The sequence below is a fragment of the Solwaraspora sp. WMMD792 genome (assembly GCF_029626105.1).
Taxonomy (GTDB): domain Bacteria; phylum Actinomycetota; class Actinomycetes; order Mycobacteriales; family Micromonosporaceae; genus Micromonospora_E.
In genome coordinates this window covers 3,957,753-3,984,036 of record NZ_JARUBH010000009.1, presented here as the reverse complement: position 1 = coordinate 3,984,036, position 26,284 = coordinate 3,957,753, and the positions used below count along the sequence as shown (strand labels likewise).

Below are 26,284 nucleotides of genomic sequence, written 5' to 3'. Positions count from 1 at the left end.
GGTGGCTGCCCCGGGCGAGTGCCCGGAGCCGACAGCGACGACCGGACAAAGACTGACATGCATCAAGGAGTACGCCTGTGAAGAGCACCGTCGAGACCTTGAGCCCGACTCGGGTCCGGCTCGCCATCGAGGTGCCGTTCGTCGAGCTCGAACCGAGCCTGCGGAAGGCGTACCGGGAGATCGCCCAGCAGGTCACCATCCCCGGCTTCCGTAAGGGCAAGGTGCCGGCGGCGGTGATCGACCAGCGGATCGGCCGGGGCGCGGTGCTCAACGAGGCCGTCCAGGAGGCGATCCCACAGAACATCCTGGCCGCCGTCCGCGAGCACGAGGTGAAGACGCTCGGCCGGCCGGAGGTGGAGATCACCGACTTCACCGACGGTGAGGCGCTGAAGTTCACCGCGGAGATGGACGTACGTCCGCAGCTGAGCCTGCCGGATCTCAGCACCATCGAGGTCACCGTTGACGAGCTGCAGATCGACGAGAAGGAAATCGAGGACCAGATCGGCGGGCTGCGTGAGCGGTTCGCCACCCTCAAGACGGTCGAGCGGCCGGCTCAGGAGGGCGACTACGTCCAGATCGATCTGGCCGCGACCGTCGACGGCGAGGAGGTGCCGGGGGGTTCGGCGTCCAACCTCTCCCACGAGGTCGGCAGCAAGCAGTTGCTGCCCGGCCTGGACGAGGTGCTGGTCGGGCTGGCCGCCGGCGCGGCGACCAGCTTCGTCACCCAACTGGTCGGCGGCGACTACGCCGGCCGGGACGCGGACGTCGCGGTGACCGTGCGTACCGTCAAGGAGAAGGAGTTGCCGGAGCTGGACGACGCGTTCGCCCAGCTGGCCAGCGAGTTCGACACCTTGGAGGAGCTGCGCAACGACCTGCGGCAGAAGGTCGAGCGGGTCAAGCGGGTCGAGCAGATCTACGCCGCCCGGGACAAGGCCCTCGACCAGTTGGTCGAGGCGGCTGACGTGCCGGCACCCGACGGCGTGGTCCGCGAGGAGGTCGAGCACCGCAAGCAGGCGATGACCGACCAGCTGGAGCGGATCGGGGCCTCCTGGGAGGACTACCTCGGCTCCGAGGAGAAGTCCGAGTCCGACATCGACGCGGAGCTGGCCGAGGCGGCCGGCAAGGCGGTCAAGATCCAACTGCTGCTGGACACCCTCGCCGACGCTGAGGACGTCCAGGTCTCCGATGACGAGTTCGGCCACGAGATCGTGCACCGCGCCCAGCGGGCCGGGATGGCGCCTCAGCAGTACTACGACCAGCTGGCCCGGTCGGGTGCAGCGGGGGCGGTCTACGGCGACGTCCGTCGGGGTAAGGCACTCGGCCTGGTGATGGAGCGGATCACGATGAAGGATGCGGCCGGCAACCCGATCAGCATGGACGCCATCCGGGAAGCCAACGAGGCCGAGCACAACCACGAGCACTGAGCGTGACCGACTGCGGGCTGTCGGCCGGGATGCACATGCCCGGCCGATGGCCCGTTCGTCGTAGCGGACCACCCGCCTGCTCAACCGGGGTGACCGCTGCACCACGTGTCGCGGCCCCCTGCGCTGTGAGCGAACAGCACCCTGAGAACGGCGCCCGGCCCGTTCGCAACGGTTAATGTCGGGCTTAACGACGCACGGAGAGCGAAGGGCTGCCATGACCGATCTGCACATCCCAGCTATGCCCAACCGGGTGAGCGAGGCCCGCGGCGGTGACTCACTCAGTGGCAACCTCGACGACACGGTCTTCAACCGCCTGCTCAAGGAACGGATCATCTTCCTGGGCAGCGAGGTGACCGACCAGGTGGCCAACCGGATCTGCGCCCAGCTGCTGCTGCTGGCCGCCGAGGACCCGGACCGGGACATCAACCTGTACATCAACTCGCCGGGCGGGTCGGTCTACTCGGGCATGGCGATCTACGACACCATGCAGTACGTCAGCAACGACGTGGCCACCATCGCGATGGGTATGGCCGCGTCCATGGGCCAGTTGCTGCTCTGCGCCGGTGCGCCGGGCAAGCGGTACGCTCTGCCACACGCGCGGATCATGATGCACCAGCCGTCCGGCGGGATGGGCGGTACCGCCTCCGACATCGCCATCCAGGCCGAGCAGATGCTCTACACCAAGCGGATGTTCCAGGAGCGGGTGGCGTTCCACACCGGGCAGGAGCCGGCGCAGATCGAGGCGGACTCGGACCGTGACCGCTGGTTCACTGCCGCCGAGGCGCTCGACTACGGTTTCATCGACCGGGTGATCACTGGAGCCACGCAGGTCCCGACCGGCGCTGGCACCCGCAACTGAGGAAGGCGACGATGACTGACCTGACCATGCCGCCCGGGTTCGCTCCGGTGCACAACCGGTACGTCCTGCCGTCGTTCGTGGAGCGCACCTCGTACGGGATCAAGGAGTCGAACCCGTACAACAAGCTCTTCGAGGACCGGATCATCTTCCTCGGGGTGCAGGTGGACGACGCGTCGGCCAACGACGTGATGGCCCAGCTGCTCACCCTCGAGGGCACGGACCCGGACCGGGACATCATCATGTACATCAACTCGCCGGGTGGCTCGTTCACCGCCATGACGGCGATCTACGACACGATGCAGTACGTCCGGCCGGACATCATGACGGTCTGCCTGGGGCAGGCGGCCAGCGCGGCTGCGGTGCTGCTCGCCGCCGGCACCCCCGGCAAGCGGATGGCGCTGCCGAACTCGCGGATCATCATCCACCAGCCGGCCACCGAGGGCGGGTACGGACAGGGTTCGGACATCGAGATCCAGGCCCGCGAGATCCTCCGGATGCGGACCCAGCTGGAGGAGATGTTGTCCCGGCACTGCAACCAGGCGGTCGAGAAGGTCCGTAAGGACATCGACCGCGACAAGATCATGACGGCGGAGGAGTCCCGCGACTACGGCCTGGTCGACACCATCCTGACCAGCCGGAAGAAGGGTGTGCTGGCCGCCAGCTCGGCCAGCTGACGACGCACGGTCAGAGGTCGGCCAGACAGTGAGTAGACTGGCCGACCTCTGACACACCCGATTTTGGGGGTCGGAGTTTGCCTCGCCAGCGGGTAACGTCGAGATGCACCGTCTGACGGAGTTGACCGGCGGCAGGTGCTCGACACTGACGAGGCAGACCGTCCTTAGGCCAGGGCCGGCGAGACCGGCCGAGAGCGCAGGGAGAACGTAGGTGGCACGGATCGGCGACGGCGGCGACCTACTCAAGTGCTCCTTCTGCGGCAAGTCGCAGAAGCAGGTCAAGAAGCTCATCGCGGGCCCAGGGGTCTACATCTGCGACGAGTGCATCGATCTCTGCAACGAGATCATCGAGGAGGAGCTGGCCGAGTCCGGCGAGGTGAAGTGGGAAGAGCTTCCCAAGCCGATGGAGATCTGCCAGTTCCTGGACTCGTACGTGGTCGGCCAGGACCACGCCAAGAAGGCGCTCGCGGTCGCGGTCTACAACCACTACAAGCGGATCCAGGCGGACGCCGCCGGCGCGCCCGGGGCCAACGACGCAGTCGAGGTCGCCAAGTCGAACATCCTGCTGATCGGGCCCACCGGCTGCGGCAAGACCCACCTCGCGCAGACTCTCGCCCGGATGCTCAACGTGCCGTTCGCCATCGCGGACGCGACCGCGCTGACCGAGGCCGGTTACGTCGGCGAGGATGTCGAGAACATCCTGCTCAAGCTGATCCAGGCGGCCGACTACGACATCAAGCGGGCCGAGACCGGGATCATCTACATCGACGAGGTCGACAAGATCGCCCGCAAGTCGGAGAACCCGTCGATCACCCGGGACGTCTCCGGCGAGGGCGTCCAGCAGGCCCTGCTGAAGATCCTCGAGGGTACGGTGGCCAACGTGCCGCCCCAGGGCGGGCGCAAACACCCGCACCAGGAGTTCATCCAGATCGACACCACCAACGTGCTGTTCATCTGCGGCGGTGCGTTCGCCGGCCTGGACCAGATCATCGAGTCGCGCACCGGGCAGGGCGGCACCGGCTTCGGGGCCCGGCTCCGGGCAGTGTCCGAGCGGTCCACCGACGACATCCTCACCCAGGTCATGCCGGAAGACATGCTGAAGTTCGGGCTGATCCCGGAGTTCATCGGCCGGCTTCCGGTGATCACCAACGTCCGCAGCCTGGACCGCGAGGCCCTGGTCCGGATCCTGACCCAGCCCCGCAACGCCCTGGTCCGCCAGTACCAACGTCTGTTCGAGTTGGACAACGTCGAGCTGGAGTTCGATCCCGGTGCGTTGGAGGCCATCGCGGATCAGGCGATGCTCCGCGGCACCGGTGCCCGCGGCCTGCGGGCGATCATGGAGGAGGTGCTGCTCTCCGTGATGTACGAGGTGCCGAGCAACCCGGACGCCGCCCGGGTGCTGATCACCCGCGAGGCCGTACTGGAGAACGTCAACCCGACGATCGTGCCGCGGGAGTTCACCGGCCGGCGTCGGCGCGACCGCGAGGAGAAGTCGGCCTAGCCGCAACACAACCAGGGAGCACCGCCCGTGCGTGTCGCTGTCTGCCAGCTGAACAGTCGCTCCGACCAGGCCGCCAACTTGGCGACCGCGTACGGTCTGCTCTCGTCGGCCGCCGCCGGCGGCGCCGATCTCGCGGTGCTTCCCGAGTACGTCGACTACCTCGGCACTGCGGCAGGGCTGCCCGAGCCTGAGCCCGTCGACGGGACAGTCGGGCGGTTTTTCGCCGACGCCGCGCGCGAGCTAGGGATGTGGGTGGTGGTCGGCTCCTACCACGAACGCGGGCCCGACCCAGACCGTACGTTCAACACCTGCCTGGTCTTCGACGGCGGCGGCGGACTGGCCGCCACCTACCGGAAGATCCACCTGTACGACGTCGAGATTCCCGGTCGGGTCTCGTACCACGAGTCGAGCAGCGTGGCACCCGGCACCGACCCGGTCGTGGTCGAGTGCGACGGCATCCGGATCGGCCTGTCTATCTGCTACGACCTGAGGTTCCCTGAGCTGTACCGGCGGCTGGCGACTGAGCTGGGCGCCCAGGTTCTGGTTGTGCCGGCAGCGTTCATGCTGCACACCGGCCGGGACCACTGGGAGGTTCTGCTCCGCGCTCGGGCGATCGAGAACCAGTGCTACGTGTTGGCCGCCGGCCAGATCGGCGAGCATGAGCCGGGCCGTACCTGTTACGGCCGCAGCATGGTGGTCGACCCTTGGGGCGTCGTCGTCGCCCAGGCGCCGGATGCCTCCGGTGTGGTGTTCGCTGATCTCGACCCAGGGCGGCTGGAGACTATTCGGCGCGAGCTGCCGAGCCTGGCGAACCGCCGGCTCTGACGCCGAGCGGGCGGCAAGTGCCGTCGGGACTGCCGGCCACGTCGGCCACAGAGTCAACCACCAGAGGTGAGTACGCCGATCACCGCGAGGCTGATGATCGCGCCGCCGAGGATCAGCAGCGCCTTCGTCATCCGGGACGGCCCGCGAAGGATGAGCCGGTGGATCGAGACGATCACGGCTACCACCACCACAGCACCGATCACGATCTGCCAGAACGGCAGCAGCAGGGCGGAGATGGCGTCGATGGCCTGTGGTCCTTCGACAGTCATGGGAGCCACTCTGACACGGTCGGCCACAGTGCGGGGGACCGGCGGCCACGTCGACCTCGCCGGCGGCGTCGACCTGGCCGCCGCACAACACGGCGCCCTCCTGCACCCATGGACCTCACGCCGCGTAGGTCAACCGCCGGGCAGTTCGCCGAGCCAGGACCCGTACCCGTCCGGTCGCACCAACGTTGACCTGCGCATATGTGGAACTTGCCAAGAATCTTCAAGATCAACTTGCGTTCCGCCGCGGCGCCGCGTAACTTTCTCTCTGTCAGCGGGACACGGACAAAACGGCCGGAAACGCAGACAGCCAGGATGGGGCGGGTGACCGCCGAACCAGACTGGGCGGGCGGTGCGACTCACCGGCAAGCCGGACTTGAGATTGCGAAACCGACCGGGTAAGGTAGGAAGCCGGCAGGGAGCCGGGCCGAGCCTCGGGAAACGAGGAGGGCCGGTCTGCCGGACACCCCGACCAAAGACAGCCGCAGAGCGGCTGGATCAAGCGCGGGGGAATCCGGGTGGTGCGAGAGAGTTGAAACTGGCTCTTGACAACGCGAAGCCAACCGGGTAAGATAGGGAAGTTGCCCGGCGGAAGTCGGGTGGGACGGATGGCCCTGGTGGGGTTGCCTGCTTGGTGTGGGTGGTTCTGCTGGTGTGTGTTTGTTCTTTGAGAACTCAACAGGGTGCTTGATAAGCCAGTGCCAAAGTTTGTTTGGTTCCCGGCTGGTTGACTGCCGCGTTTGTGGTGGTTTTCTGGTTGGTGATTCCTTGGCATTTTATATGCCGGGTTTGATTTCTTCACAAGTTTTTGTTGGAGAGTTTGATCCTGGCTCAGGACGAACGCTGGCGGCGTGCTTAACACATGCAAGTCGAGCGGAAAGGCCCTTCGGGGTACTCGAGCGGCGAACGGGTGAGTAACACGTGAGCAACCTGCCCCAGGCTTTGGGATAACCCCGGGAAACCGGGGCTAATACCGGATATTACATGCTGCCGCATGGTGGTGTGTGGAAAGTTTTTCGGCTTGGGATGGGCTCGCGGCCTATCAGCTTGTTGGTGGGGTGATGGCCTACCAAGGCGACGACGGGTAGCCGGCCTGAGAGGGCGACCGGCCACACTGGGACTGAGACACGGCCCAGACTCCTACGGGAGGCAGCAGTGGGGAATATTGCACAATGGGCGGAAGCCTGATGCAGCGACGCCGCGTGAGGGATGACGGCCTTCGGGTTGTAAACCTCTTTCAGCAGGGACGAAGCGTAAGTGACGGTACCTGCAGAAGAAGCGCCGGCCAACTACGTGCCAGCAGCCGCGGTAAGACGTAGGGCGCGAGCGTTGTCCGGATTTATTGGGCGTAAAGAGCTCGTAGGCGGCTTGTCGCGTCGACTGTGAAAACCCACAGCTCAACTGTGGGCTTGCAGTCGATACGGGCAGGCTAGAGTTCGGTAGGGGAGACTGGAATTCCTGGTGTAGCGGTGAAATGCGCAGATATCAGGAGGAACACCGGTGGCGAAGGCGGGTCTCTGGGCCGATACTGACGCTGAGGAGCGAAAGCGTGGGGAGCGAACAGGATTAGATACCCTGGTAGTCCACGCTGTAAACGTTGGGCGCTAGGTGTGGGGGGCCTCTCCGGTTCTCTGTGCCGCAGCTAACGCATTAAGCGCCCCGCCTGGGGAGTACGGCCGCAAGGCTAAAACTCAAAGGAATTGACGGGGGCCCGCACAAGCGGCGGAGCATGCGGATTAATTCGATGCAACGCGAAGAACCTTACCTGGGTTTGACATGGCCGCAAAACCTGCAGAGATGTGGGGTCCTTCGGGGGCGGTCACAGGTGGTGCATGGCTGTCGTCAGCTCGTGTCGTGAGATGTTGGGTTAAGTCCCGCAACGAGCGCAACCCTTGTTCGATGTTGCCAGCGCGTTATGGCGGGGACTCATCGAAGACTGCCGGGGTCAACTCGGAGGAAGGTGGGGATGACGTCAAGTCATCATGCCCCTTATGTCCAGGGCTTCACGCATGCTACAATGGCCGGTACAATGGGCTGCGATACCGTGAGGTGGAGCGAATCCCAAAAAGCCGGTCTCAGTTCGGATCGGGGTCTGCAACTCGACCCCGTGAAGTCGGAGTCGCTAGTAATCGCAGATCAGCAACGCTGCGGTGAATACGTTCCCGGGCCTTGTACACACCGCCCGTCACGTCACGAAAGTCGGCAACACCCGAAGCCGGTGGCCCAACCCCTTGTGGGAGGGAGCTGTCGAAGGTGGGGCTGGCGATTGGGACGAAGTCGTAACAAGGTAGCCGTACCGGAAGGTGCGGCTGGATCACCTCCTTTCTAAGGAGCGCTCTCCCGGCGAAGGTCGGGTAGGGAGCCTGCCGCCTCCGAGTGTGGGGTGGGGGTGCTCATTGGCGGAGACACTGGTGAGTTCGTGTCGGCAACGGCTGATGCTGCTAGTACTGCTTCTGCTTTCGGGTGGGGGTGTGGAGGGTGGTGTTGGTGCGGCTGGTGTGGATGGTGGGCATCCTGTTGGGTCCTGAGGGAACAGGCCACGTGGTGGGTTGTTGTCTCTGTGCCAGGCGCGGCCTGGTCTTGCATACCGGCCATCGTGTGTGGTGGTGCTGGTGTGGGGCTGGGGGTTGCGGGTTGGTCGTTTGTTGAGAATTACACAGTGGACGCGAGCATCTTTGTGGTCAAGTTGTCAAGGGCGAACGGTGGATGCCTTGGCACTAGGAGCCGATGAAGGACGTGGGAGGCCGCGATAGGCCTGGGGGAGCTGTCAACCGAGCTGTGATCCCAGGGTGTCCGAATGGGGAAACCTGGCATCAGTCATGTGGTGTCACCTGCACCTGAACTCATAGGGTGTGTGGAGGGAACGCGGGGAAGTGAAACATCTCAGTACCCGCAGGAAGAGAAAACAATAGTGATTCCGTGAGTAGTGGCGAGCGAAAGCGGATGAGGCTAAACCGGCTGCGTGTGATACCTGTCAGGGGTTGCGTGGTCGGGGTTGTGGGACTCTGCTGATCGGACTGACATTCGGTCGAGAAGTGATAAAGCCAGTTGTTAGCTGAATGGTGTGGAAAAGCCAGCCGTAGACGGTGATAGTCCGGTAGGTGAAAACTTCTGGTCTTCTGTGGATGTTCCCGAGTAGCGGCGGACCCCTGAAATCTGCCGTGAATCTGCCAGGACCACCTGGTAAGCCTAAATACTTCCTAGTGACCGATAGCGGACGAGTACCGTGAGGGAATGGTGAAAAGTACCCCGGGAGGGGAGTGAAATAGTACCTGAAACCGTTCGCCTACAATCCGTCGGAGCCTTTAGGGGTGACGGCGTGCCTTTTGAAGAATGAGCCTGCGAGTTAGTGGCATGTGGCGAGGTTAACCCGTGTGGGGTAGCCGTAGCGAAAGCGAGTCTGAAGAGGGCGTTTGAGTCGCATGTTCTAGACCCGAAGCGGAGTGATCTAGCCATGGGCAGGCTGAAGCGCGGGTAAGACCGCGTGGAGGGCCGAACCCACCAACGTTGAAAAGTTGGGGGATGACCTGTGGTTAGGGGTGAAAGGCCAATCAAACTCCGTGATAGCTGGTTCTCCCCGAAATGCATTTAGGTGCAGCGTTGCGTGTTTCTTGCCGGAGGTAGAGCACTGGATGGTCTAGGGGGCCTACAAGCTTACCGAAATCAGCTAAACTCCGAATGCCGGTAAGTGAGAGCGTGGCAGTGAGACTGCGGGGGATAAGCTTCGTAGTCGAGAGGGAAACAGCCCAGATCACCAGCTAAGGCCCCTAAGCGTGTGCTAAGTGGAAAAGGATGTGGGGTCGCTTAGACAACCAGGAGGTTGGCTTAGAAGCAGCCACCCTTTAAAGAGTGCGTAATAGCTCACTGGTCAAGTGGTTCCGCGCCGACAATGTAGCGGGGCTCAAGCACACCGCCGAAGCTGTGGCATTCACGCGTGTACTTCGCTGACTCTTTCGGGGGTTGGTGCAGGTGTGTGGATGGGTAGGGGAGCGTCGTGCCGGGGGTGAAGCAGCGGGGTGACCCAGCTGTGGACGCGGCACGAGTGAGAATGCAGGCATGAGTAGCGAAAGAAGGGTGAGAAACCCTTCCGCCGGATGACCAAGGGTTCCAGGGCCAGGCTAATCCGCCCTGGGTGAGTCGGGACCTAAGGCGAGGCCGAGAGGCGTAGTCGATGGACAACGGGTTGATATTCCCGTACCCGCGAAGGAGCGCCCATGATGAACCTCGTTGTGCTAACTGCCCGAACTTGGTGAGGTTTTCGGACTGATCTGAGGGAGCGCGGGAACCTGGCGGGTAGTAGTCAAGCGATGGGGTGACGCAGGAAGGTAGCTGATCCCGGCCGGTGGTTGTGCCGGGGTAAGCGTGTAGGCTGCATCATAGGTAAATCCGTGGTGCGTGAGGCTGAGACGTGATGCCGAGCCGATTCAGGTGAAGTCAGTGATCCTATGCTGCCGAGAAAAGCCTCTAGCGAGCTTCTAGCGGCCCGTACCCTAAACCGACACAGGTGGTCAGGTAGAGAATACCGAGGCGATCGGGCGAACTGTGGTTAAGGAACTCGGCAAATTGCCCCCGTAACTTAGGGAGAAGGGGGGCCGGAGACGTGAAGCCCCTTGCGGGTGGAGCGTTGTATGGCCGCAGAGACCAGGGGAAAGCGACTGTTTACTAAAAACACAGGTCCATGCGAAGAAGTAATTCGATGTATATGGACTGACGCCTGCCCGGTGCTGGAACGTTAAGGGGACCGGTTAGCTCTTCGGGGCGAAGCTGAGAACTTAAGCGCCAGTAAACGGCGGTGGTAACTATAACCATCCTAAGGTAGCGAAATTCCTTGTCGGGTAAGTTCCGACCTGCACGAATGGCGTAACGACTTTCCTACTGTCTCAACCACAGGCCCGGCGAAATTGCATTACGAGTAAAGATGCTCGTTACGCGCGGCAGGACGGAAAGACCCCGGGACCTTTACTATAGCTTGACATTGGTACTCGAATTAGCTTGTGTAGGATAGGTGGGAGACTGTGAAGCTGGTACGCCAGTATCGGTGGAGTCGTTGTTGAAATACCACTCTGGTTGATTTGGGTTTCTAACTTCGGACCGTGATCCGGTTCAGGGACAGTGTCTGGTGGGTAGTTTAACTGGGGCGGTTGCCTCCTAAAGGGTAACGGAGGCGCCCAAAGGTTCCCTCATCCTGGTTGGCAATCAGGTGTTGAGTGTAAGTGCACAAGGGAGCTTGACTGTGAGACTGACAGGTCGAGCAGGGACGAAAGTCGGGACTAGTGATCCGGCACTTGCGTGTGGAAGCGGTGTCGCTCAACGGATAAAAGGTACCCCGGGGATAACAGGCTGATCTTCCCCAAGAGTCCATATCGACGGGATGGTTTGGCACCTCGATGTCGGCTCGTCGCATCCTGGGGCTGTAGCAGGTCCCAAGGGTTGGGCTGTTCGCCCATTAAAGCGGTACGCGAGCTGGGTTTAGAACGTCGTGAGACAGTTCGGTCCCTATCCGCCGCGCGCGTAGGATACTTGAGAAGGGCTGTCCCTAGTACGAGAGGACCGGGACGGACGAACCTCTGGTGTGCCAGTTGTCCCGCCAGGGGCACGGCTGGTTGGCTACGTTCGGAAGGGATAACCGCTGAAAGCATCTAAGCGGGAAGCTCGCTTCAAGATGAGGTGTCCCACCCACTTTGTGGGGTAAGGCTCCCAGTAGATGACTGGGTTGATAGGCCGGAGATGTAAGCCAGGTAACTGGTTCAGTTGACCGGTACTAATAGGCCGAGGACTTGACTTCGAAGATGTACGCGTCCACTGTGTGATTCTGGGCAAACGGGCACCGTGTGTGTTTGGTTTGTTGTTAGGGTTACGGCGGTTATGGCGGAGGGGAAACGCCCGGTTACATTCCGAACCCGGTAGCTAAGCTCTCCAGCGCCGATGGTACTGCACTCGTGAGGGTGTGGGAGAGTAGGTCACCGCCGGACATCTTTACTTGTGGGCCACCCGTACGGGTGGCCCACAAGTGTTTTCCAGGGAAAATCCCTCGGGAAGACCGCCCTGTACAACGACCCCGTGCCGACCGTGCAGAAGACCGTCGTACGGACGTCAGTCCCGCTGCTGAAGGTCCATCCGCAGGTCCGCGAGCAGCGCGGCCGACTCGCCGACGGTACGCCCCGGGAACAGCGCGACCGCGATGCTCCCGTGGTCCGCCCAACCGCAGACCGGCATCTCCTGGTCACCGGTAGGCGTGCTGCCGCACTTCATCACTCCGCCGTACGTCCCGGCCGGCACCTGGTGGACGCCGGTCACCGAACCCTCCTCGTCGCCGACGATCTTCAGCAGCGCGTCCAGGTCGTGCTCGGGTGACCAGAGCAGAGCGGTGCCACCGAAGACCAGAACGCTGCGGTCCGCCGCCGCCGGGTCCCGGTAGACCGCAGCCGTGCTGTGGTCCAGGTCGATTCCGGCGGCGAAGGCGCTGTGCAGGTAGTCGGCCGTACTCCTGGCCTGTTCCCCGTCGTCGCGGACCAGCCCGGCCGCCTCGTCCGGGGCGCTCAGGCTGGCATCCTTCTGCGCGACGATGCGCAAGCCGGTCGAACCGAGCAGACCGACGCCCAGCACACCGATCGCGGCGAGCGAGCCGATGACGGCGACGCGCCGGCCGCGCCCGGCCCGGACACCTCGGCCGCGGCTCTCTCCGTCGTCCGGCGTCGGCTGGGCGTCCGGGGTCACGTCGACCGGCTCCTGACGGTCGACCGGTCCCTGGTGAGCCGACCGTCGTCCGCCGAATATGTCGTCGACCATGCCCGACACCGTACGTCACCGAGTCCGCCGAGCGGTGGGTGCCGCCCGTCGGCCCGTCAAGCGGCCCGAGACAGCTGGCCAGCCGCAGTCGGTCTGCCGCGGTCGGGCCTGCGTGAATCCGGGTGCGGGGGCTCCGTAAACTCGATGGGTGACCGAGACTCCGCAGCCCCAACACGACGCAGCCCCCATGTTGCCGGCCCAGTACGCTCCGGGTGAGGTCGAACAGCGGCGGTACGAGCGGTGGGTAGCCGAGGGTTACTTCCGCGCCGACGCGGGCAGCGGGAAGCCGTCGTTCACGATCGTGGTGCCGCCGCCGAACGTCACGGGGTCGCTGCACGTCGGGCACGCCCTCGACCACTCGATCCAGGACACGCTGATCCGACGCAAGCGGATGCAAGGCTTCGAAGCGCTCTGGTTGCCCGGCATGGACCACGCCGGGATCGCCACCCAGAACGTCGTGGAGCGACAGCTCGCCGCCGAAGGCCTGTCCCGGCACGACCTCGGCCGGGAACAGTTCATCGACCGGGTCTGGCAGTGGAAAGCGGAGTCGGGCGGCACCATCCTCGGGCAGATGCGCCGTCTCGGTGACTCGGTCGACTGGGACCGGGAACGTTTCACGATGGACGAGGGCCTGTCCCGGGCGGTGCAGACCATCTTCAAGCGTCTCTACGACGACGAGCTGATCTATCGCGCCGAGCGCATCATCAACTGGTGCCCGCGGTGCCGAACCGCCCTGTCCGACATCGAGGTGGAACACAGCGACGACGACGGCGAGTTGGTCTCCATCCGGTACGGCGAGGGCGACGCGTCGATCGTGGTGGCCACCACCCGGGTCGAGACGATGCTGGGCGACACTGCGGTGGCGGTGCACCCGGACGACGACCGCTACCGGCATCTCGTCGGCACCGAGGTCGAGTTGCCGTTGACCGGTCGGCGGATCCCGATCGTCGCGGACGCGCACGTCGATCCGACGTTCGGCACGGGCGCGGTGAAGGTGACCCCGGCGCACGACCCCAACGACTTCGAGATCGGCCAACGGCACGGGCTGCCGAGCCTGACCATCCTTGACGAGCGGGCGGTGGTCACGGCGGCCGGACCGTTCGAAGGACTGGACCGGTTCGAGGCGCGGCCGGCGATCGTCGCGGCGTTGCGGGCCGAAGGGCGGGTGGTGGCCGAGAAGCGGCCGTACGTGCACGCGGTCGGTCACTGTTCGCGGTGCCGGACCACGGTCGAGCCGCGGCTGTCGTTGCAGTGGTTCGTCCGGACCGGCCCGCTGGCGAAGGCCGCCGGGGACGCGGTGCGTGACGGTCGGACCCGGGTGGAGCCGCCGGAGCTGGCCGCACGCTACTTCGCCTGGGTCGACAACATGCACGACTGGTGCATCTCCCGGCAGCTGTGGTGGGGGCACCGGATCCCGGTCTGGTACGGCCCGGACGGCGAGGTCGTCTGCGTCGGACCCGACGAGCAGCCGCCGGCCGGTGCCGGCTGGCGGCAGGACGAGGACGTCCTCGACACCTGGTTCTCCAGCGCGCTGTGGCCGTTCTCCACGCTCGGCTGGCCGGACCAGACCGACGACCTGCGGACCTTCTACCCGACCAGCGTGCTGGTCACCGGCTACGACATCCTGTTCTTCTGGGTGGCCCGGATGATGATGTTCGGGCTGTACGCGATGGAGGGCCGGCAGCCGTTCGACGTGGTGGCCCTGCACGGCATGGTCCGGGACCAGTTCGGCAAGAAGATGTCCAAGTCGTACGGCAACGTCGTCGACCCGCTCGACTGGATCGACCGGTTCGGCGCCGACGCCACCCGGTTCACTCTGGTCCGGGGCGCCAACCCGGGCGCCGACGTGCCGGTCAGCGAGGAGTGGTGCCAGGGTTCCCGCAACTTCTGCAACAAGCTGTGGAACGCCACCAGGTTCGCGCTGCTCAACGGCGCGCACCTGACCGGCGACCTGCCCGACCGGGCGGATCTGGGCATGACCGACCGGTGGATCATGTCCCGGCTGCAGGAGGTGACGGCCCAGGTCGACCAGCAGTTCGAGGCGTTCGAGCTGGCCAAGGCGTGTGACACGCTCTACCACTTCGCCTGGGACGACGTCTGCGACTGGTATCTGGAGCTGAGCAAGCCGGTGCTGGGCGCTGGCGGGGAGGCCGCCGACCGGACCCGCCGGGTGCTCGGCCACGTGCTCGACCAACTGCTGCGGCTGCTCCACCCGGTTACTCCGTTCGTCACCGACGAGTTGTGGTCGGCGCTGGCCGGGTCGGGTCAGCCGGCGGCCGGCAGCCTGATGGTGGCTTCCTGGCCGGTCGCCGACCCGTCGTGGCAGGACCCGGCGGCGGAGGCGGAGCTGGCCGTGGTGCAGCGGGTGGTCACCGAGATCCGCCGGTTCCGGTCGGATCAGGGGCTGCGGCCGACCCAACGGGTCAGCGCCCGGCTGACCGGTCTGGTCGACGCGGGCGTCGGCGGGCACGAGCCGCTGATCCGGTCGCTGACCCGGCTGGACGAGCCGGCCGCCGATTTCTCGGCTACCGCAAAGCTCGCGGTGACCGCACAGGTCGGTGTCGAGTTCGACACCCGCGGTTCGATCGACGTGGCGGCTGAACGCGCCCGGTTGACCAAGGACCGGGCGGCGGCCGAGCGGGAAGCCGAGCAGTGCCGGGCCAAGTTGGGCAACAGCGCGTTCGTCGACAAGGCACCGGCCCCGGTGGTGGACAAGATCCGTACCCGGTTGGCAGTGGCCGAGGCGGAGCTGGCCCGCATCGCCGGAGCGCTCGCCGCGCTGCCGGCCGCTGACGGTGAGCAGTCGTGACGGTACGTCGCCCGGGGGCCACCGGCGGTGCCAAGCAGCGGCCGGGTGGCGAGTTCGCGCGGGTCGAGCAGGAGCTCGCCGACCGGGGCTTCACCCGGATGGTGTTCGACCTGGACCGGATCGGCCAGCTGCTGGACCTGCTGGGTAGTCCGCAGCGGGCGTACCCGTCGATCCATCTGACCGGGACCAACGGCAAAACCTCGACCGCCCGGATGATCGACTCGCTGCTGCGGGCCTTCGGGCTGCACACCGGCCGCTACACCAGCCCGCATCTGGAGACGGTGCGGGAGCGGATCAGCCTGGACGGTGAGCCGGTCAGCGAGGAGCGGTTCGCCGCCGTGTACCGGGAGGTCGCGCCGTTGGCCGAGCTGGTCGACAAGCAGGCCGCGGAGCCGTTGACGTACTTCGACATGACGACCGCGTTGGCGTTCGCGACGTTCGCCGACGCCCCGGTCGACGTGGCGGTGGTGGAGGTCGGGCTGGGTGGTGCCGAGGACGCCACCAACGTGTTGTCCGCCGGTGTCTGCGTGATCACGCCGATCGGTCTGGATCACACCGAGTGGCTGGGCGACACCCTCACCGACATCGCCTGGGCCAAGGCCGGCATCGTGCACGCCGGGTCGACGGTGGTCACCGCGGTGCAGCCGGAGGAGGCGGCCGGGCCGATCCTGGACCGGTGCGCCGAGGTGGGGGCCACCATCGCCCGGGAGGGCGGCGAGTTCGGCGTGGTCCACCGCGCGGTCGCGGTCGGCGGGCAGATGCTCACGTTGCAGGGGCTCGGCGGCCGCTACGACGAGGTGTTTCTGCCGCTGCACGGGGCGCATCAGGCGCAGAACGCGGCGTTGGCGCTGGCGGCGGTGGAGGCGTTCCTCGGTGCCGGCCCGGGTCGGACGTTGGACGCCGAGCCGGTCCGGCAGGGCTTCGCCGGGGTGTCGTCACCGGGCCGGCTGGAGCGGGTACGCAGCGCGCCGACGATCCTGCTCGACGGTGCCCACAATCCGCACGGGATGGCGGCCACGGTCACCGCCGTGCAGGAGGAGTTCGCGTTCCGGCGGCTCGTGGTGGTACTCGCCGTGCTGGCCGACAAGGACGCCGAGGCGCTGCTGGATCTGCTGGAGCCGGTGGCGGACGCACTGGTGGTGACCGGCAACACGTCGCCGCGGGCGATGCCGGTCGGTCAGTTGGCCGGTCTCGCGGTCGAGGCGTTCGGCGTGGACCGGGTACGGGTGACCCAGCAGATGCCGGACGCGATCGAGGCGGCGGTTGAGCTGGCCGAGGCTGACCTCGACGGGGAGCTCAGCGGGGTGGGGGTTCTGATCACCGGATCGGTGGTGACGGTGGCCGACGCACGCCGGCTGCTGACCCGGTGAGCGCCGACCCGGTGACCGACGACCCAACAACCGACGACCCGGCCGGACCGCCGCCGCGTCGGTCCGGGTTGCGCAACCCGCCGGCCGCCGCGCGCGGGCTCGGCGCGGCGACCCTCGGCCTGGAAGCGTTGGTACTGGTGCTCGCGATCCAGCCGATCCGGATGCTGGGCGACGGCTCCGGCCCGGCGGCGATGGTGGCCAGCGCAGTCCTCGCCGTCGGCGCGGTGCTGCTCGCCGGCCTGCTGCGGCGCGGCTGGGCCTGGTACGCCGGCACGGTGCTGCAAGGGCTGGTCCTGCTCGCCGGCCTGCTGCACTGGTCACTGCTGGTGGTGGGGGTGCTGTTCGGCGTCGTCTGGGCGTACGTGTGGCACGTCCGGCGGGTCATTCTCAGCTGACGATCACTGTGCTGCGTCGGTGTCGGCGTCGGACGTCGGCTGGTCACGATCACGCCACTCGATGATGGCGATACCGTGGCCGTCCGGGTCGCGGAAAGCAGCCGCCCACAGCTCCAGCCGGGCACCACGGTTGACCGCCCGGGGCGCGTAGGTGAACCGCACCCCTTTGGCCTTGAGTTCGTCGTGCATCCGTTGCAGGCCGTCGACTTCGAGGTTGAGGTGCATGAGCCGACGGTTGACCGGGGCGACCTCGGGCACCGACCGCAGCACCAGACGGGTCTGCCCGGAGGCGAGCACCGCGTTGCCGTCCCCGCCGTCGATCTCGAAGAAGCCGAGCATGTCGCGGTAGAACCCGACCGACCGGTCGAGGTCCGCGACGAGCAGGGTCAGCCCGACGCCGTGGATCGGCCCGTGGTCGTCGCCCGGTTCGTCGGCCAGGGTGTCGGGGCCGGTCACCGGGCCGGCGGCGGCCAGGTCGGCGAGCGGGCCGTCCGGGTCGGTCACCGACCCGCCGTCGGGGTCGTCTGCGTCCTGGTCGGGCTGGTCGGCCAGCGCCGTCCCGGTGGCGGTCGGCGACTCGGCGCGGGCCTCGGCGGCGGCCCGGCCCCGGTCCGCTCCGGCGGTGACCGTGCCGGCCTCCGGCTCGGCGGGTGGGGAGTACGGCCGTGGCCGGGCACGGCGCGGCAGCGGCACCGGCTGCGGGTCCACCACGGTGCCGTCCACCACCTTGTGGCCTCCCGGTGACTGGCTCACCACGACGGGGTCGTCGACCTTGCCGGGGGCGTCGACCCGGCCCGGATCCGCCGGCTCGGACTGTTCGATGTCGGGGTCGAATCCCGGGGTGGCGAAGTCCGGCCGGGGATTTTCCGCCGGGTCGCGTCGGCGCTGACGCGGATCGTCGGCCGGACCGGCGGGCTCGGCCAGATCGTCGTCGCGCAGCCCCGCGCCGAGATCGGCGGTCTGGGCGGTGTCCGGGTCGAGGAACAGGTCGTCGGAGCGTCGCCGCGCCCACGGCGGCTCCTCATCCACGTCGAGCAGGTCGTCGTCGAGGGTGCTGAAGTCGGGCTCGTCGAACTCCGGCGGCAGGTCGGCCCGCTCCGCAGCGGCTTCAGCGTGGGTCAGCACGTCGTCCCAGATGATCCGTACGTGGCGTTGGTCGTCGATGGCGACCATGATCGGCAGCGTGGCGCCAGGGTCGGGCCACTTCGCCACCGGCACCCGGGGGTCGCGGACCTTGACCGACCGGGGCGGTACGCCCGGCGCGTCAACCAGAATCTGCAGTTCGCAGCGGCCGTAGGTGGAGGAGGCCGGTGGCTCGGAAACGCTGCGGACGTGGGCGATACCGGCCACCCAGGCGCGCTCGGTACCGGGGAACGCGGTGATCAGCACCAGGCTGACCGCGAGCACCAGCAGTGCCACGCCCAGCGCGGCGATGGCCCAGCTGGTCATGCCGGCGCCGAAGAGGATGATGAACGTGGCGAAAGTGCCCAGCACCGTCGCGATGAGCTTGCGGGCGGTGGAAACCGATCGATGGCCGTTCGCCACAGTAGACCTCCCTGCGTCAAGGCCAGGCTAGGCCGGGCCCGGCGAGGATGGAAGAGCCGCGACCGGTGGCGTCGGTAGCCGCCGGTCCTCGTCCGTCCCCTGGCCCTCCATCATGACGCGCGGGGCGGCGTGGACCCACTAGGCTGGCAGCGCCAGTCCGTACCGGATCGCTCCGCAGGGGAGCGGTGCCGGTCCGTCGATAAGGAGCCAGTGTGTCCAGCCCCACCGATGTCGAACGTACCCTCGTGTTGATCAAGCCGGACGCGGTCCGGCGCGGCTTGGTCGGCGAGATCCTCGGCCGGTTCGAGCGTAAGGGACTGCACCTGGTCACCCTGCAGTCGCGCCGGATGGACGAGGAGCTGGCCGGCGCGCACTACGCCGACCATGTGGACAAGCCGTTCTACCCGCCGCTGAAGGAGTTCATGACCAGCGGGCCGCTGGTCGCCCTGGTGCTCGCCGGTGACCAGGCGATCGAGGTGGTGCGTGCGCTGATCGGCACCACCGACGGACGCAAGGCGGCAGCCGGCACCATTCGCGGCGACCTGGCGCTGTCCAACCGGGAGAACCTGGTGCACGCCTCGGACTCCCCGGAGAGCGCGGCCCGCGAGATCAAGCTCTGGTTCCCCGACCTGGGCTGATCCCGGTCGATCAGCCGCGGGTTATCGGCCGGTTCGTGTGCTGGTCACCTGATCCGGTGGATCTCGCCACATTCCATCGATAGACCTCTTGGGAACGCCTGACGTGCCTTCCCGGGAGGATTTCGATGAACCCATTCGACCGCCGTACCCTGCTGCGGGCCGGACTGGCCGGCGGTGCCGGGCTCGCCGGCGGCGCGCTGCTCGGCGGAGCCGGTGCGGCCGCCGGCGCGGACGTCGCGTCCGGCCGGCCCATCACACCGGCCTGGCACCCCACCGGCCGGCCGGTGCTCACCCACGGCGTGCAGAGCGGCGTGGTCGGCCCCGGCGAGGCCGTCGTCTGGACCCGCGCCGACCGGGTCGGCCGGCTGATTGTCGAGGTCGGCCGCCGGCCCGACCTGCGCGACGCCCGACGGGTACGCGGCCCGGTGCTCGACGGCCGGGGCGACTTCACCGGCAAGGTGCAGCTGCGGGGCCTGCCCGCCGGCGAGCGGCTGCACTACCGGGTGCGGGTGGAGAGCCTGCACCGTCCCGGCCTGGTCAGCGAACCGCTGACCGGTTCGCTGCGCACCGCACCCCGCGCCGGTGGCTACCACGGACACCACCGGGGCCGGCCGGGCGGCGGTCCCGGCGGGCGGGTCGACGACGTGCGGTTCGTCTGGACCGGGGACATCGCCGGTCAGGGCTGGGGGATCAGCGACGACTTCGGCGGGATGCGGATCTTCGAGGCGATGCGGCGTGGCCGGCCGGACTTCTTTTTGTGCAGCGGCGACACCGTGTACGCCGACAACCCGCTCGCCGAGACGGTGACGCTGCCGGACGGGCGGGTGTGGCGCAACCTGGTGACCCCGGAGAAGTCCAAGGTCGCCGAGACGCTCACCGAGTTCCGTGGCCAGTTCGCCTACAACCTGCTCGACGCGCAGCTGCGGGCGTTCGCCGCCGAGGTGCCGCAACTCAACCAGTGGGACGACCACGAGGTGACCAACAACTGGTATCCGGGCGAGATCCTCACCGACCCGCGTTACACCGAGACCCGGGTCGACGTGCTGGCGGCACGGTCCCGGCAGGCGTTCCACGAGTGGCTGCCGACCCCGGACGACGGGCCGCTGTACCGGGTGGTCCGCTACGGGCCGCTGCTGGACGTGTTCGTCCTCGACATGCGCACCTACAAGGACCCCAACGACGGCAACACGTACGCCGACCCGCATCGTGGCCTGCTCGGCACCCAGCAACGGCAGTGGCTGATCCGCGAGCTCACCCGGTCGACGGCCACCTGGAAGGTGATCGCCAACGACCTGCCGCTCGGGCTGATCGTGCCGGACGGTGGCGGGGCCCAGGAAGGGATCGCCCAGGGCGACGGCGGCGCACCGGCCGGGCGGGAGCTGGAGTTCGCCGAGATCCTCGGCGCGGCGCACCGGGCCGGCGTCACCGGCATCGTCTTCCTCACCGCCGACGTGCACTACACCGCCGCCCATCACTACGACCCGGCGCGGGCCTCGGTGGCCGACTTCACCCCGTTCTGGGAGTTCGTCTCCGGCCCGGCGCACGCCGGGGCGTTCGGCCCGAACACCCTCGACGGTACGTTCGGCCCGGAGGCGGTGTTCGTCAACGCCCCGCCGCGGGCCAACACGTCGCCGGCCGAAGGTTTCCAGCACTATGGCGAGGTGTTCGTCGACGGCGGGTCCCGGGCGTTCACCGTGCATCTGCGCGACCGGGACGGCCGTTCGCTCTGGTCGACCACCCTGCCGGCCCCACCCGCCGGCTGAGTTCGGAAGTGGCGGGCGGACGGAAACCGGCTCGACGGGTGGGATACGCTCGAATCCGAAGGCAACCCAAAGGCGACGACCCGGCCATCACCGGTGAGCCTCCGGAAGAACCGGCCACCACTGCCCGACAGCGGCGGCCCCAGTAGAACCGGACGGGTCCGGCCCGTCACAGCCGGCCGATGAGCGGGCGGTCGCGCACCTCGGCGACCGCCAAGCGAGGTGGTACCGCGGCCCACCGTGGCGACGTCCGGCAGCAGCCGGCGACCGCCCGGCGGGTTCGTCCTCGCAGACCACGAGACAGTGAGCTGCGCGAGGAGAGGGCACCACCATGGCGTACCCGATGACCGACCCCGCCGCGACCGGCGTGCCGGCCAGTCCGGACCTGCCCGAGGTGGAGCGCCGCGTCCTGGACTACTGGACGGCGGACAAGACCTTCGAAGCCAGCGTCGACCAGCGCGACCCGGGTCCGGACGGCGCCAACGAGTACGTCTTCTACGACGGCCCGCCGTTCGCCAACGGCCTGCCGCACTACGGCCACCTGTTCACCGGCTACGTCAAGGACGTGGTGCCGCGCTACCAGACGATGCGCGGCCGGCGGGTCGAGCGCCGCTTCGGCTGGGACTGCCACGGCCTGCCCGCCGAGGTCGAAGCCGAACGTCAGCTCGGCATCTCCACCAAGGCGGAGATCGTCGAGTTGGGCATGGAGCGCTTCAACGACGTCTGCCGCAGCTCGGTGCTGACCTACACCCAGGACTGGGAGCGCTACGTCACCCGGCAGGCCCGCTGGGTCGACTTCGTCAACGACTACAAGACGCTCGACCTGGACTACATGGAGAGCGTCATGTGGGCCTTCAAGGCCCTGTACGACAAGGGGCTGGTCTACGAGGGCTTCCGGGTGCTGGCCTACTGCTGGCGCTGCGAGACGCCGCTGAGCAACACCGAGACCCGGATGGACGACGTATACCGGGACCGGCAGGACCCGACCGTCACCGTCTGGTTCGAGCTGGCGCCGGCGCAGCCCGGTGGCGAGACGGAACGGATCGGGGTGTGGACCACCACGCCGTGGACGCTGCCGTCGAACCTGGCCCTCGCCGTCGGCCCGGACATCGAGTACGCGGTACTGCGGCGCGACGGGCAGCGGTACCTGCTGGGGGCGGCCCGCCTCGAGGCGTACGCCAAGGAACTGGACGGGTTCGAGCGGGTCGGCACGGTCTGCGGCGCCGACCTGGTCGGACGCCGCTACACCCCGCTGTTCGACTACCTGGTCGACCGGGCCGGCCCGAACGCGTACCAGGTCCTCGGCGCCGACTTCGTCACCACCGAGGACGGCACCGGGGTGGTGCACATGGCCCCGGCGTTCGGTGAGGACGACCAGAACACCTGCAACGCCGCCGGCATCCCGACGATCGTCACCGTCGACGACCACACCCGGTTCACCGCCCTGGTCCCGCCGTACGCGGGGGAGCAGGTGTTCGACACCAACAAGCCGATCATCCGTGAGCTGCGCGACCGGGGTCTGCTGCTGCGCCACGACACCTACACCCACTCGTACCCGCACTGCTGGCGCTGTGACACGCCGCTGGTCTACAAGGCGGTGTCGTCGTGGTTCGTGGCCGTGTCGACCTTCCGGGACCGGATGGTGGAGCTGAACCAGCAGATCTCCTGGACGCCGGCGCACGTCAAGGACGGCTCGTTCGGCAAGTGGCTGGCTGGAGCGCGGGACTGGTCGATCAGCCGGAACCGGTTCTGGGGCTCGCCGATCCCGGTCTGGCGCTCGGACGACCCGGCCTACCCGCGGGTCGACGTGTACGGCTCGCTCGACGAGCTGGAACGCGACTTCGGCGTACGCCCGGCCGACCTGCACCGGCCCGGCATCGACGAGCTGACCCGGCCCAACCCGGACGACCCGACCGGACGGTCCACGATGCGCCGGGTGCCGGAGGTGCTGGACTGCTGGTTCGAGTCCGGGTCGATGCCGTTCGCCCAGGTGCACTACCCGTTCGAGAACCGGGAGTGGTTCGAGCACCACTACCCGGGCGACTTCATCGTCGAGTACATCGGGCAGACCCGGGGCTGGTTCTACACCATGCACGTGCTGGCCACCGCGCTGTTCGACCGGCCGGCGTTCCGCAACTGCGTCAGCCACGGCATCCTGCTCGGCGCCGACGGGCGCAAGATGAGCAAGAGCCTGCGCAACTACCCGGACGTGTACGAGGTGTTCGACACCTACGGCTCGGACGCGATGCGCTGGATGCTGATGGCCTCGCCGGTGCTGCGCGGCGGCGACATGGCGGTGGTGGAGAGCGGCGTCCGCGACGCCGTCCGGCAGGTGCTGCTGCCGCTGTGGAACGTCTGGTACTTCTTCGCGTTGTACGCCAACGCGGAGGGCTACACCGCGACCCGGCGTACCGACAGCACCCACCTGCTCGACCGGTACGTGCTGGCCAAGACCGGTGAACTGGTCGACGAGGCCACCCGGCAGATGGACGGCTACGACGTCTCCGGTGCCTGCGCCAGTGTGCGCACCTATCTCGACGCGTTGACCAACTGGTACGTCCGCCGGTCCCGGGACCGGTTCTGGTCCGGTGACACCGACGCGTTCGACACGCTGTACACGGTGCTGGAGACGCTCACCCGGGTGGTGGCGCCGTTGGCGCCGTTGACCAGCGAGGAGATCTGGCGCGGGCTGACCGGTGACCGGTCGGTGCACCTGACCGACTGGCCGGCCGCTGGCGAGTTCCCCGCCGACCACGACCTGGTCGCGTCGATGGACGCGGTCCGGGAGGTCTGCTCGGCCGGGCTGTCGCTGCGCAAGGCCCGCAATCTGCGGGTCCGGCTGCCGCTGCCGGCGCTGACCGTGGCCAGCGCCGCCGCGCCGCGGCTGCGGCCGTTCGCCGACCTGGTCGCCGACGAGGTCAACGTCAAGTCGGTGGAGTTCACCGACGCGGTCGCCGACCACTGCCAGCAGGTGCTGACCGTGGTGCCCCGGGTGCTCGGCCCCCGGGTCGGTGGCCAGGTGCAGGCGGTGATCCGGGCGGTGAAGTCCGGCGACTGGGCGCTGGGCGACGACGGTGCGCCGGTCGCCGCCGGGGTCCGGCTGGCCGACGGGGAGTACGAGTTGAAGCTGGTCGCCGCCGACCCGGAGCATTCCGCACCGTTGCCGGCCGGGCAGGGGGTGGTGGTGCTGGACACCACCGTCACGCCGGAGCTGGCCGCCGAAGGGCTGGCCCGGGACCTGGTCCGGGTGATCCAGCAGGCCCGGCGGGAGGCGGATCTGCGGATCACCGACCGGGTCCGGGTCACGGTGGCGGCTGGTGCCGAGGTGGCGGCGGCGGTACGGGCGTACCAGGACTTCGTCGCCGGTGAGGTGCTCGCCGACGAGGTGACGTTCGACCCGTCCGGGGCGTCGGCCGCCGGTCCGGCGGGGGGATTCGCCGGTGAGGTGGGCGACGGTGAGCCGGTGTCGGTGCGGGTGCAGCGGGTCTGACCGGTCCGGGCGGGATCCCGTCCGCTACGGTGTCTGTCCGACCCACCCATGCCTGTCCCGTCGCCGGAGGATCCGTGCCGCCGCTGTATTCGATCGGCAAAGTCACTGTCGGACCAGCGTTGCTGCTGGGCTGGCGACCCAAGGTGGAAGGGCGGGAGAACGTCCCCACCACCGGCGGGGTGATCCTGGCCGCGAACCACCTGTCCGTCGCCGACGAGTACTTCCTCGGCGCGGTGCTGCCCCGGCACGTGGCGTTCTGGGCCAAGGCCGAGTACTTCGACGGCACCGGATTCCGTGGGCTGCTGACCAAGGGCCTGGTGACCGGGCTCGGCGCGATCCGGGTGGAACGCGGCGGCGGGCGGGCGGCGCTGAGCGCCTTCGACGGCGCGATCCCGCTGCTGCGGGCCGGCCGGCAGGTGGCCGTCTTCCCGGAGGGCACCCGCTCGCCGGACGGGCGGCTGTACCGGGGCCGGACCGGGGTGGCCCGGCTGGCGCTGGCCGCCGGGGTGCCGGTCGTCCCGGTCGGATTCGTCGGCACCGCGCAGATCCAGCCGATCGGGTCGCTCTGGCCGAAGCTGAGCCGGGGCACGGTCACGGTCCGGTTCGGCAAGCCGCTCGACTTCACCGGGCGCGGCGACGACCGCTCCGAGATGCGCCGGATCACCGACGAGGTGATGAGCGAGATCCAGCAGCTCACCGGCCAGGAGTACGTGCCCCGGTACGCGCCACCGCGTACCGCTGGTGGGGCCAGGACCGGCGACGGCCAGCCGGGCAACGGCAACGGCAACGGCGACGCCGCCGGCTGAGCCGCTCCCGGGTCACTCCCGGCTGATCACCTGGGCGCGTAGTTGCCCGGTCAACGTCGCGCTCTCCTCGACCGACCGGCGGGTGAACAGCGCGGTGCCGAGGCTGCCGTGGTCGGCCCAGGCGCAGACCACCACGTCGTCGCCGTCGGAGACGCCGGTTCCGCAGCTCAGGTGGGTGCCCCGGGCGCCGGTCTCGAACGTCTCGACGGCATCCATCTGGTACGCGTCGCTGATCCGGCCGACCTCGCTGTCCAGGTCGCTGCCCGGCGTCATCCGGAAGCCGGTGATGCCGTACAGCACCACGAGCTTGCCGTTGCCGTCCCGGTACACCCCGGCGAAGGTGTCCTCGGCCAGCAGATGGGCGGTGCGCATCTCACCTTCCAACCGGGCGACCGTCTCCTGGCTGGAACCGTCGTCGCTGAGCCGCAGGTCGGCGACCTGCCCGGGGAGTGCGGCGTTCGCCGGGTACTGGTCCCACAGCGGCTTGCCGTAGTAGGCCGGGCAGCCACAGCAGCAGGCGACGGTGAGCAGGGTGAACAGCGTCGTCTTCCAGGGCCAGCGCCGTCGTCGGCGTTGTTGTCGGCGCTGCCGACGGGCCGCCTTTCCGGTCGGCGCCGGTGGCCCGGTGACCGGTGGCCCGGTGACCGGCGGTCGGGTCACCGGGAGCCGGCTCGGGTTCGGCGGGTGCGGGCCGGCGACCGGTGGTGGCGGGTCCGGGGGCGAGGTGGGCGCGGGTGGGGACACCGGCGGGGGGAAGGCCATCGGTTCCGGCGTCGGCGGGCCGGCACCGGGCCATTCGTCGGGTGGGTCGGTCGATTGACCGGCCGGCCAGGGGTCGGCGGCGGCCCACGGGTCGACCGGGGTGCGGGTCGCCGGATCGTCCTCGGTGAACCCGTCGGGTGGTAGCTGCAGGGTGGGGTCACGGGGTGGCGGCTGCTCCGTCCGGGGGGCGTCCCGCTGCCACCAGCGCTGGCGCGGCCGCGGTGGCGGCACCGCTGCCGAGCCCCGCCACGGGGCCGGTGACGTTGCCGGTGACGTGGCCGGGTCGGACCCGCCCGCCCCGGCCGGCTGGTCCGTGGTCGGACCTTCATCCGGTTGCGGCTGCCGCATCGCAGATGCATCTCCTCTCGGAC

Annotated in this window: 16 protein-coding genes and 3 rRNA genes; 15 read left to right on the top strand and 4 right to left on the bottom strand. The window is 67.9% G+C overall.

Annotated elements, in window-relative coordinates; genetic code table 11:
* Nucleotides 1-77: 77 nt before the first annotated feature.
* The 5 genes from tig (at nt 78) to O7629_RS18850 (ending at nt 5,283) form a co-directional block, all read left to right on the top strand.
* Nucleotides 78-1,424 carry a trigger factor gene (tig, locus tag O7629_RS18870; RefSeq protein WP_278170717.1) on the top strand — a complete coding sequence of 449 codons (1,347 nt, stop codon included), beginning with the start codon at nt 78-80 and terminating at the stop codon, nt 1,422-1,424.
* A 214-nt stretch (nt 1,425-1,638) separates the two neighbouring features.
* Entirely contained in the window at nt 1,639-2,283 is a 645-nt protein-coding gene (locus tag O7629_RS18865) for an ATP-dependent Clp protease proteolytic subunit (RefSeq protein WP_278170716.1), read from the top strand.
* A gap of 11 nt (nt 2,284-2,294) precedes the next feature.
* Entirely contained in the window at nt 2,295-2,957 is a 663-nt protein-coding gene (locus O7629_RS18860; protein WP_123603014.1) for an ATP-dependent Clp protease proteolytic subunit, read from the top strand.
* Nucleotides 2,958-3,168: 211 nt separating this feature from the next.
* Nucleotides 3,169-4,458 (top strand): ATP-dependent Clp protease ATP-binding subunit ClpX, encoded by a 1,290-nt coding sequence (gene clpX / locus O7629_RS18855; RefSeq protein WP_123603013.1) that lies wholly within the window; start codon nt 3,169-3,171, stop codon nt 4,456-4,458.
* Nucleotides 4,459-4,485: 27 nt separating this feature from the next.
* A complete protein-coding gene (locus O7629_RS18850; RefSeq protein ID WP_278170713.1) occupies nt 4,486-5,283 on the top strand; it encodes a carbon-nitrogen hydrolase family protein in 798 nt (265 codons plus the stop codon).
* 53 nt (nt 5,284-5,336) lie between these two features.
* Here O7629_RS18850 and O7629_RS18845 read toward each other — a convergent pair whose 3' ends face one another.
* Nucleotides 5,337-5,552: a hypothetical protein gene (locus O7629_RS18845; protein ID WP_278170711.1), complete on the bottom strand. Its 216-nt coding sequence runs from the start codon at nt 5,550-5,552 to the stop codon at nt 5,337-5,339.
* Between the two features lie 805 nt (nt 5,553-6,357).
* On the opposite strand from O7629_RS18845, the gene O7629_RS18840 reads away from it, so the two are divergent.
* The 3 genes from O7629_RS18840 to rrf all read left to right on the top strand — a co-directional run bounded on the left by O7629_RS18840 (nt 6,358) and on the right by rrf (nt 11,521).
* Nucleotides 6,358-7,874, top strand: a 16S ribosomal RNA gene (locus O7629_RS18840).
* 354 nt (nt 7,875-8,228) lie between these two features.
* Nucleotides 8,229-11,334: ribosomal RNA gene (locus tag O7629_RS18835) — 23S ribosomal RNA — on the top strand.
* 70 nt (nt 11,335-11,404) lie between these two features.
* Nucleotides 11,405-11,521, top strand: a 5S ribosomal RNA gene (rrf, locus tag O7629_RS18830).
* The 16S, 23S and 5S rRNA genes sit together here, the layout of an rRNA operon.
* 121 nt (nt 11,522-11,642) lie before the next feature.
* On the opposite strand, the gene O7629_RS18825 is transcribed toward rrf, so the two are convergent.
* Nucleotides 11,643-12,338 (bottom strand): hypothetical protein, encoded by a 696-nt coding sequence (locus O7629_RS18825; protein ID WP_278170710.1) that lies wholly within the window; start codon nt 12,336-12,338, stop codon nt 11,643-11,645.
* 187 nt (nt 12,339-12,525) lie between these two features.
* Between O7629_RS18825 and O7629_RS18820 the strand changes: the two genes are divergently transcribed.
* From O7629_RS18820 to O7629_RS18810, 3 genes are all read left to right on the top strand, one after another.
* A complete protein-coding gene (locus O7629_RS18820; protein ID WP_278174587.1) occupies nt 12,526-15,147 on the top strand; it encodes a valine--tRNA ligase in 2,622 nt (873 codons plus the stop codon).
* 98 nt (nt 15,148-15,245) lie between these two features.
* Entirely contained in the window at nt 15,246-16,517 is a 1,272-nt protein-coding gene (locus O7629_RS18815; RefSeq protein ID WP_278174586.1) for a folylpolyglutamate synthase/dihydrofolate synthase family protein, read from the top strand.
* The gene (locus O7629_RS18810; protein WP_278170709.1) at nt 16,514-16,912 is read left to right on the top strand and encodes a DUF4233 domain-containing protein; all 399 of its coding nucleotides are present in this window, start codon (nt 16,514-16,516) and stop codon (nt 16,910-16,912) included. Before O7629_RS18815 ends, O7629_RS18810 begins: the two co-directional genes overlap by 4 nt.
* A 3-nt stretch (nt 16,913-16,915) precedes the next feature.
* Here the strand turns inward: O7629_RS18810 and O7629_RS18805 are convergent, their stop codons facing one another.
* Nucleotides 16,916-18,457: a VOC family protein gene (locus O7629_RS18805; RefSeq protein WP_278170708.1), complete on the bottom strand. Its 1,542-nt coding sequence runs from the start codon at nt 18,455-18,457 to the stop codon at nt 16,916-16,918.
* 212 nt (nt 18,458-18,669) lie between these two features.
* Here O7629_RS18805 and ndk point away from each other — a divergent pair, with 212 nt between their 5' ends.
* From ndk to O7629_RS18785, 4 genes are all read left to right on the top strand, one after another.
* Complete coding sequence (ndk, locus tag O7629_RS18800) at nt 18,670-19,095, top strand: nucleoside-diphosphate kinase (protein ID WP_278170707.1); 426 nt, start codon at nt 18,670-18,672, stop codon at nt 19,093-19,095.
* A gap of 125 nt (nt 19,096-19,220) precedes the next feature.
* Nucleotides 19,221-20,858 (top strand): alkaline phosphatase D family protein, encoded by a 1,638-nt coding sequence (locus tag O7629_RS18795; protein ID WP_278170705.1) that lies wholly within the window; start codon nt 19,221-19,223, stop codon nt 20,856-20,858.
* A 328-nt stretch (nt 20,859-21,186) separates the two neighbouring features.
* Complete coding sequence (ileS, locus tag O7629_RS18790; RefSeq protein WP_278170704.1) at nt 21,187-24,345, top strand: isoleucine--tRNA ligase; 3,159 nt, start codon at nt 21,187-21,189, stop codon at nt 24,343-24,345.
* Between the two features lie 74 nt (nt 24,346-24,419).
* Nucleotides 24,420-25,151, top strand: a complete 732-nt coding sequence (locus O7629_RS18785; RefSeq protein WP_278170703.1) for a lysophospholipid acyltransferase family protein — start codon at nt 24,420-24,422, stop codon at nt 25,149-25,151.
* A 12-nt stretch (nt 25,152-25,163) separates the two neighbouring features.
* Here the strand turns inward: O7629_RS18785 and O7629_RS18780 are convergent, their stop codons facing one another.
* Nucleotides 25,164-26,261 carry a hypothetical protein gene (locus O7629_RS18780; RefSeq protein WP_278170701.1) on the bottom strand — a complete coding sequence of 366 codons (1,098 nt, stop codon included), beginning with the start codon at nt 26,259-26,261 and terminating at the stop codon, nt 25,164-25,166.
* Nucleotides 26,262-26,284 lie beyond the last annotated feature (23 nt).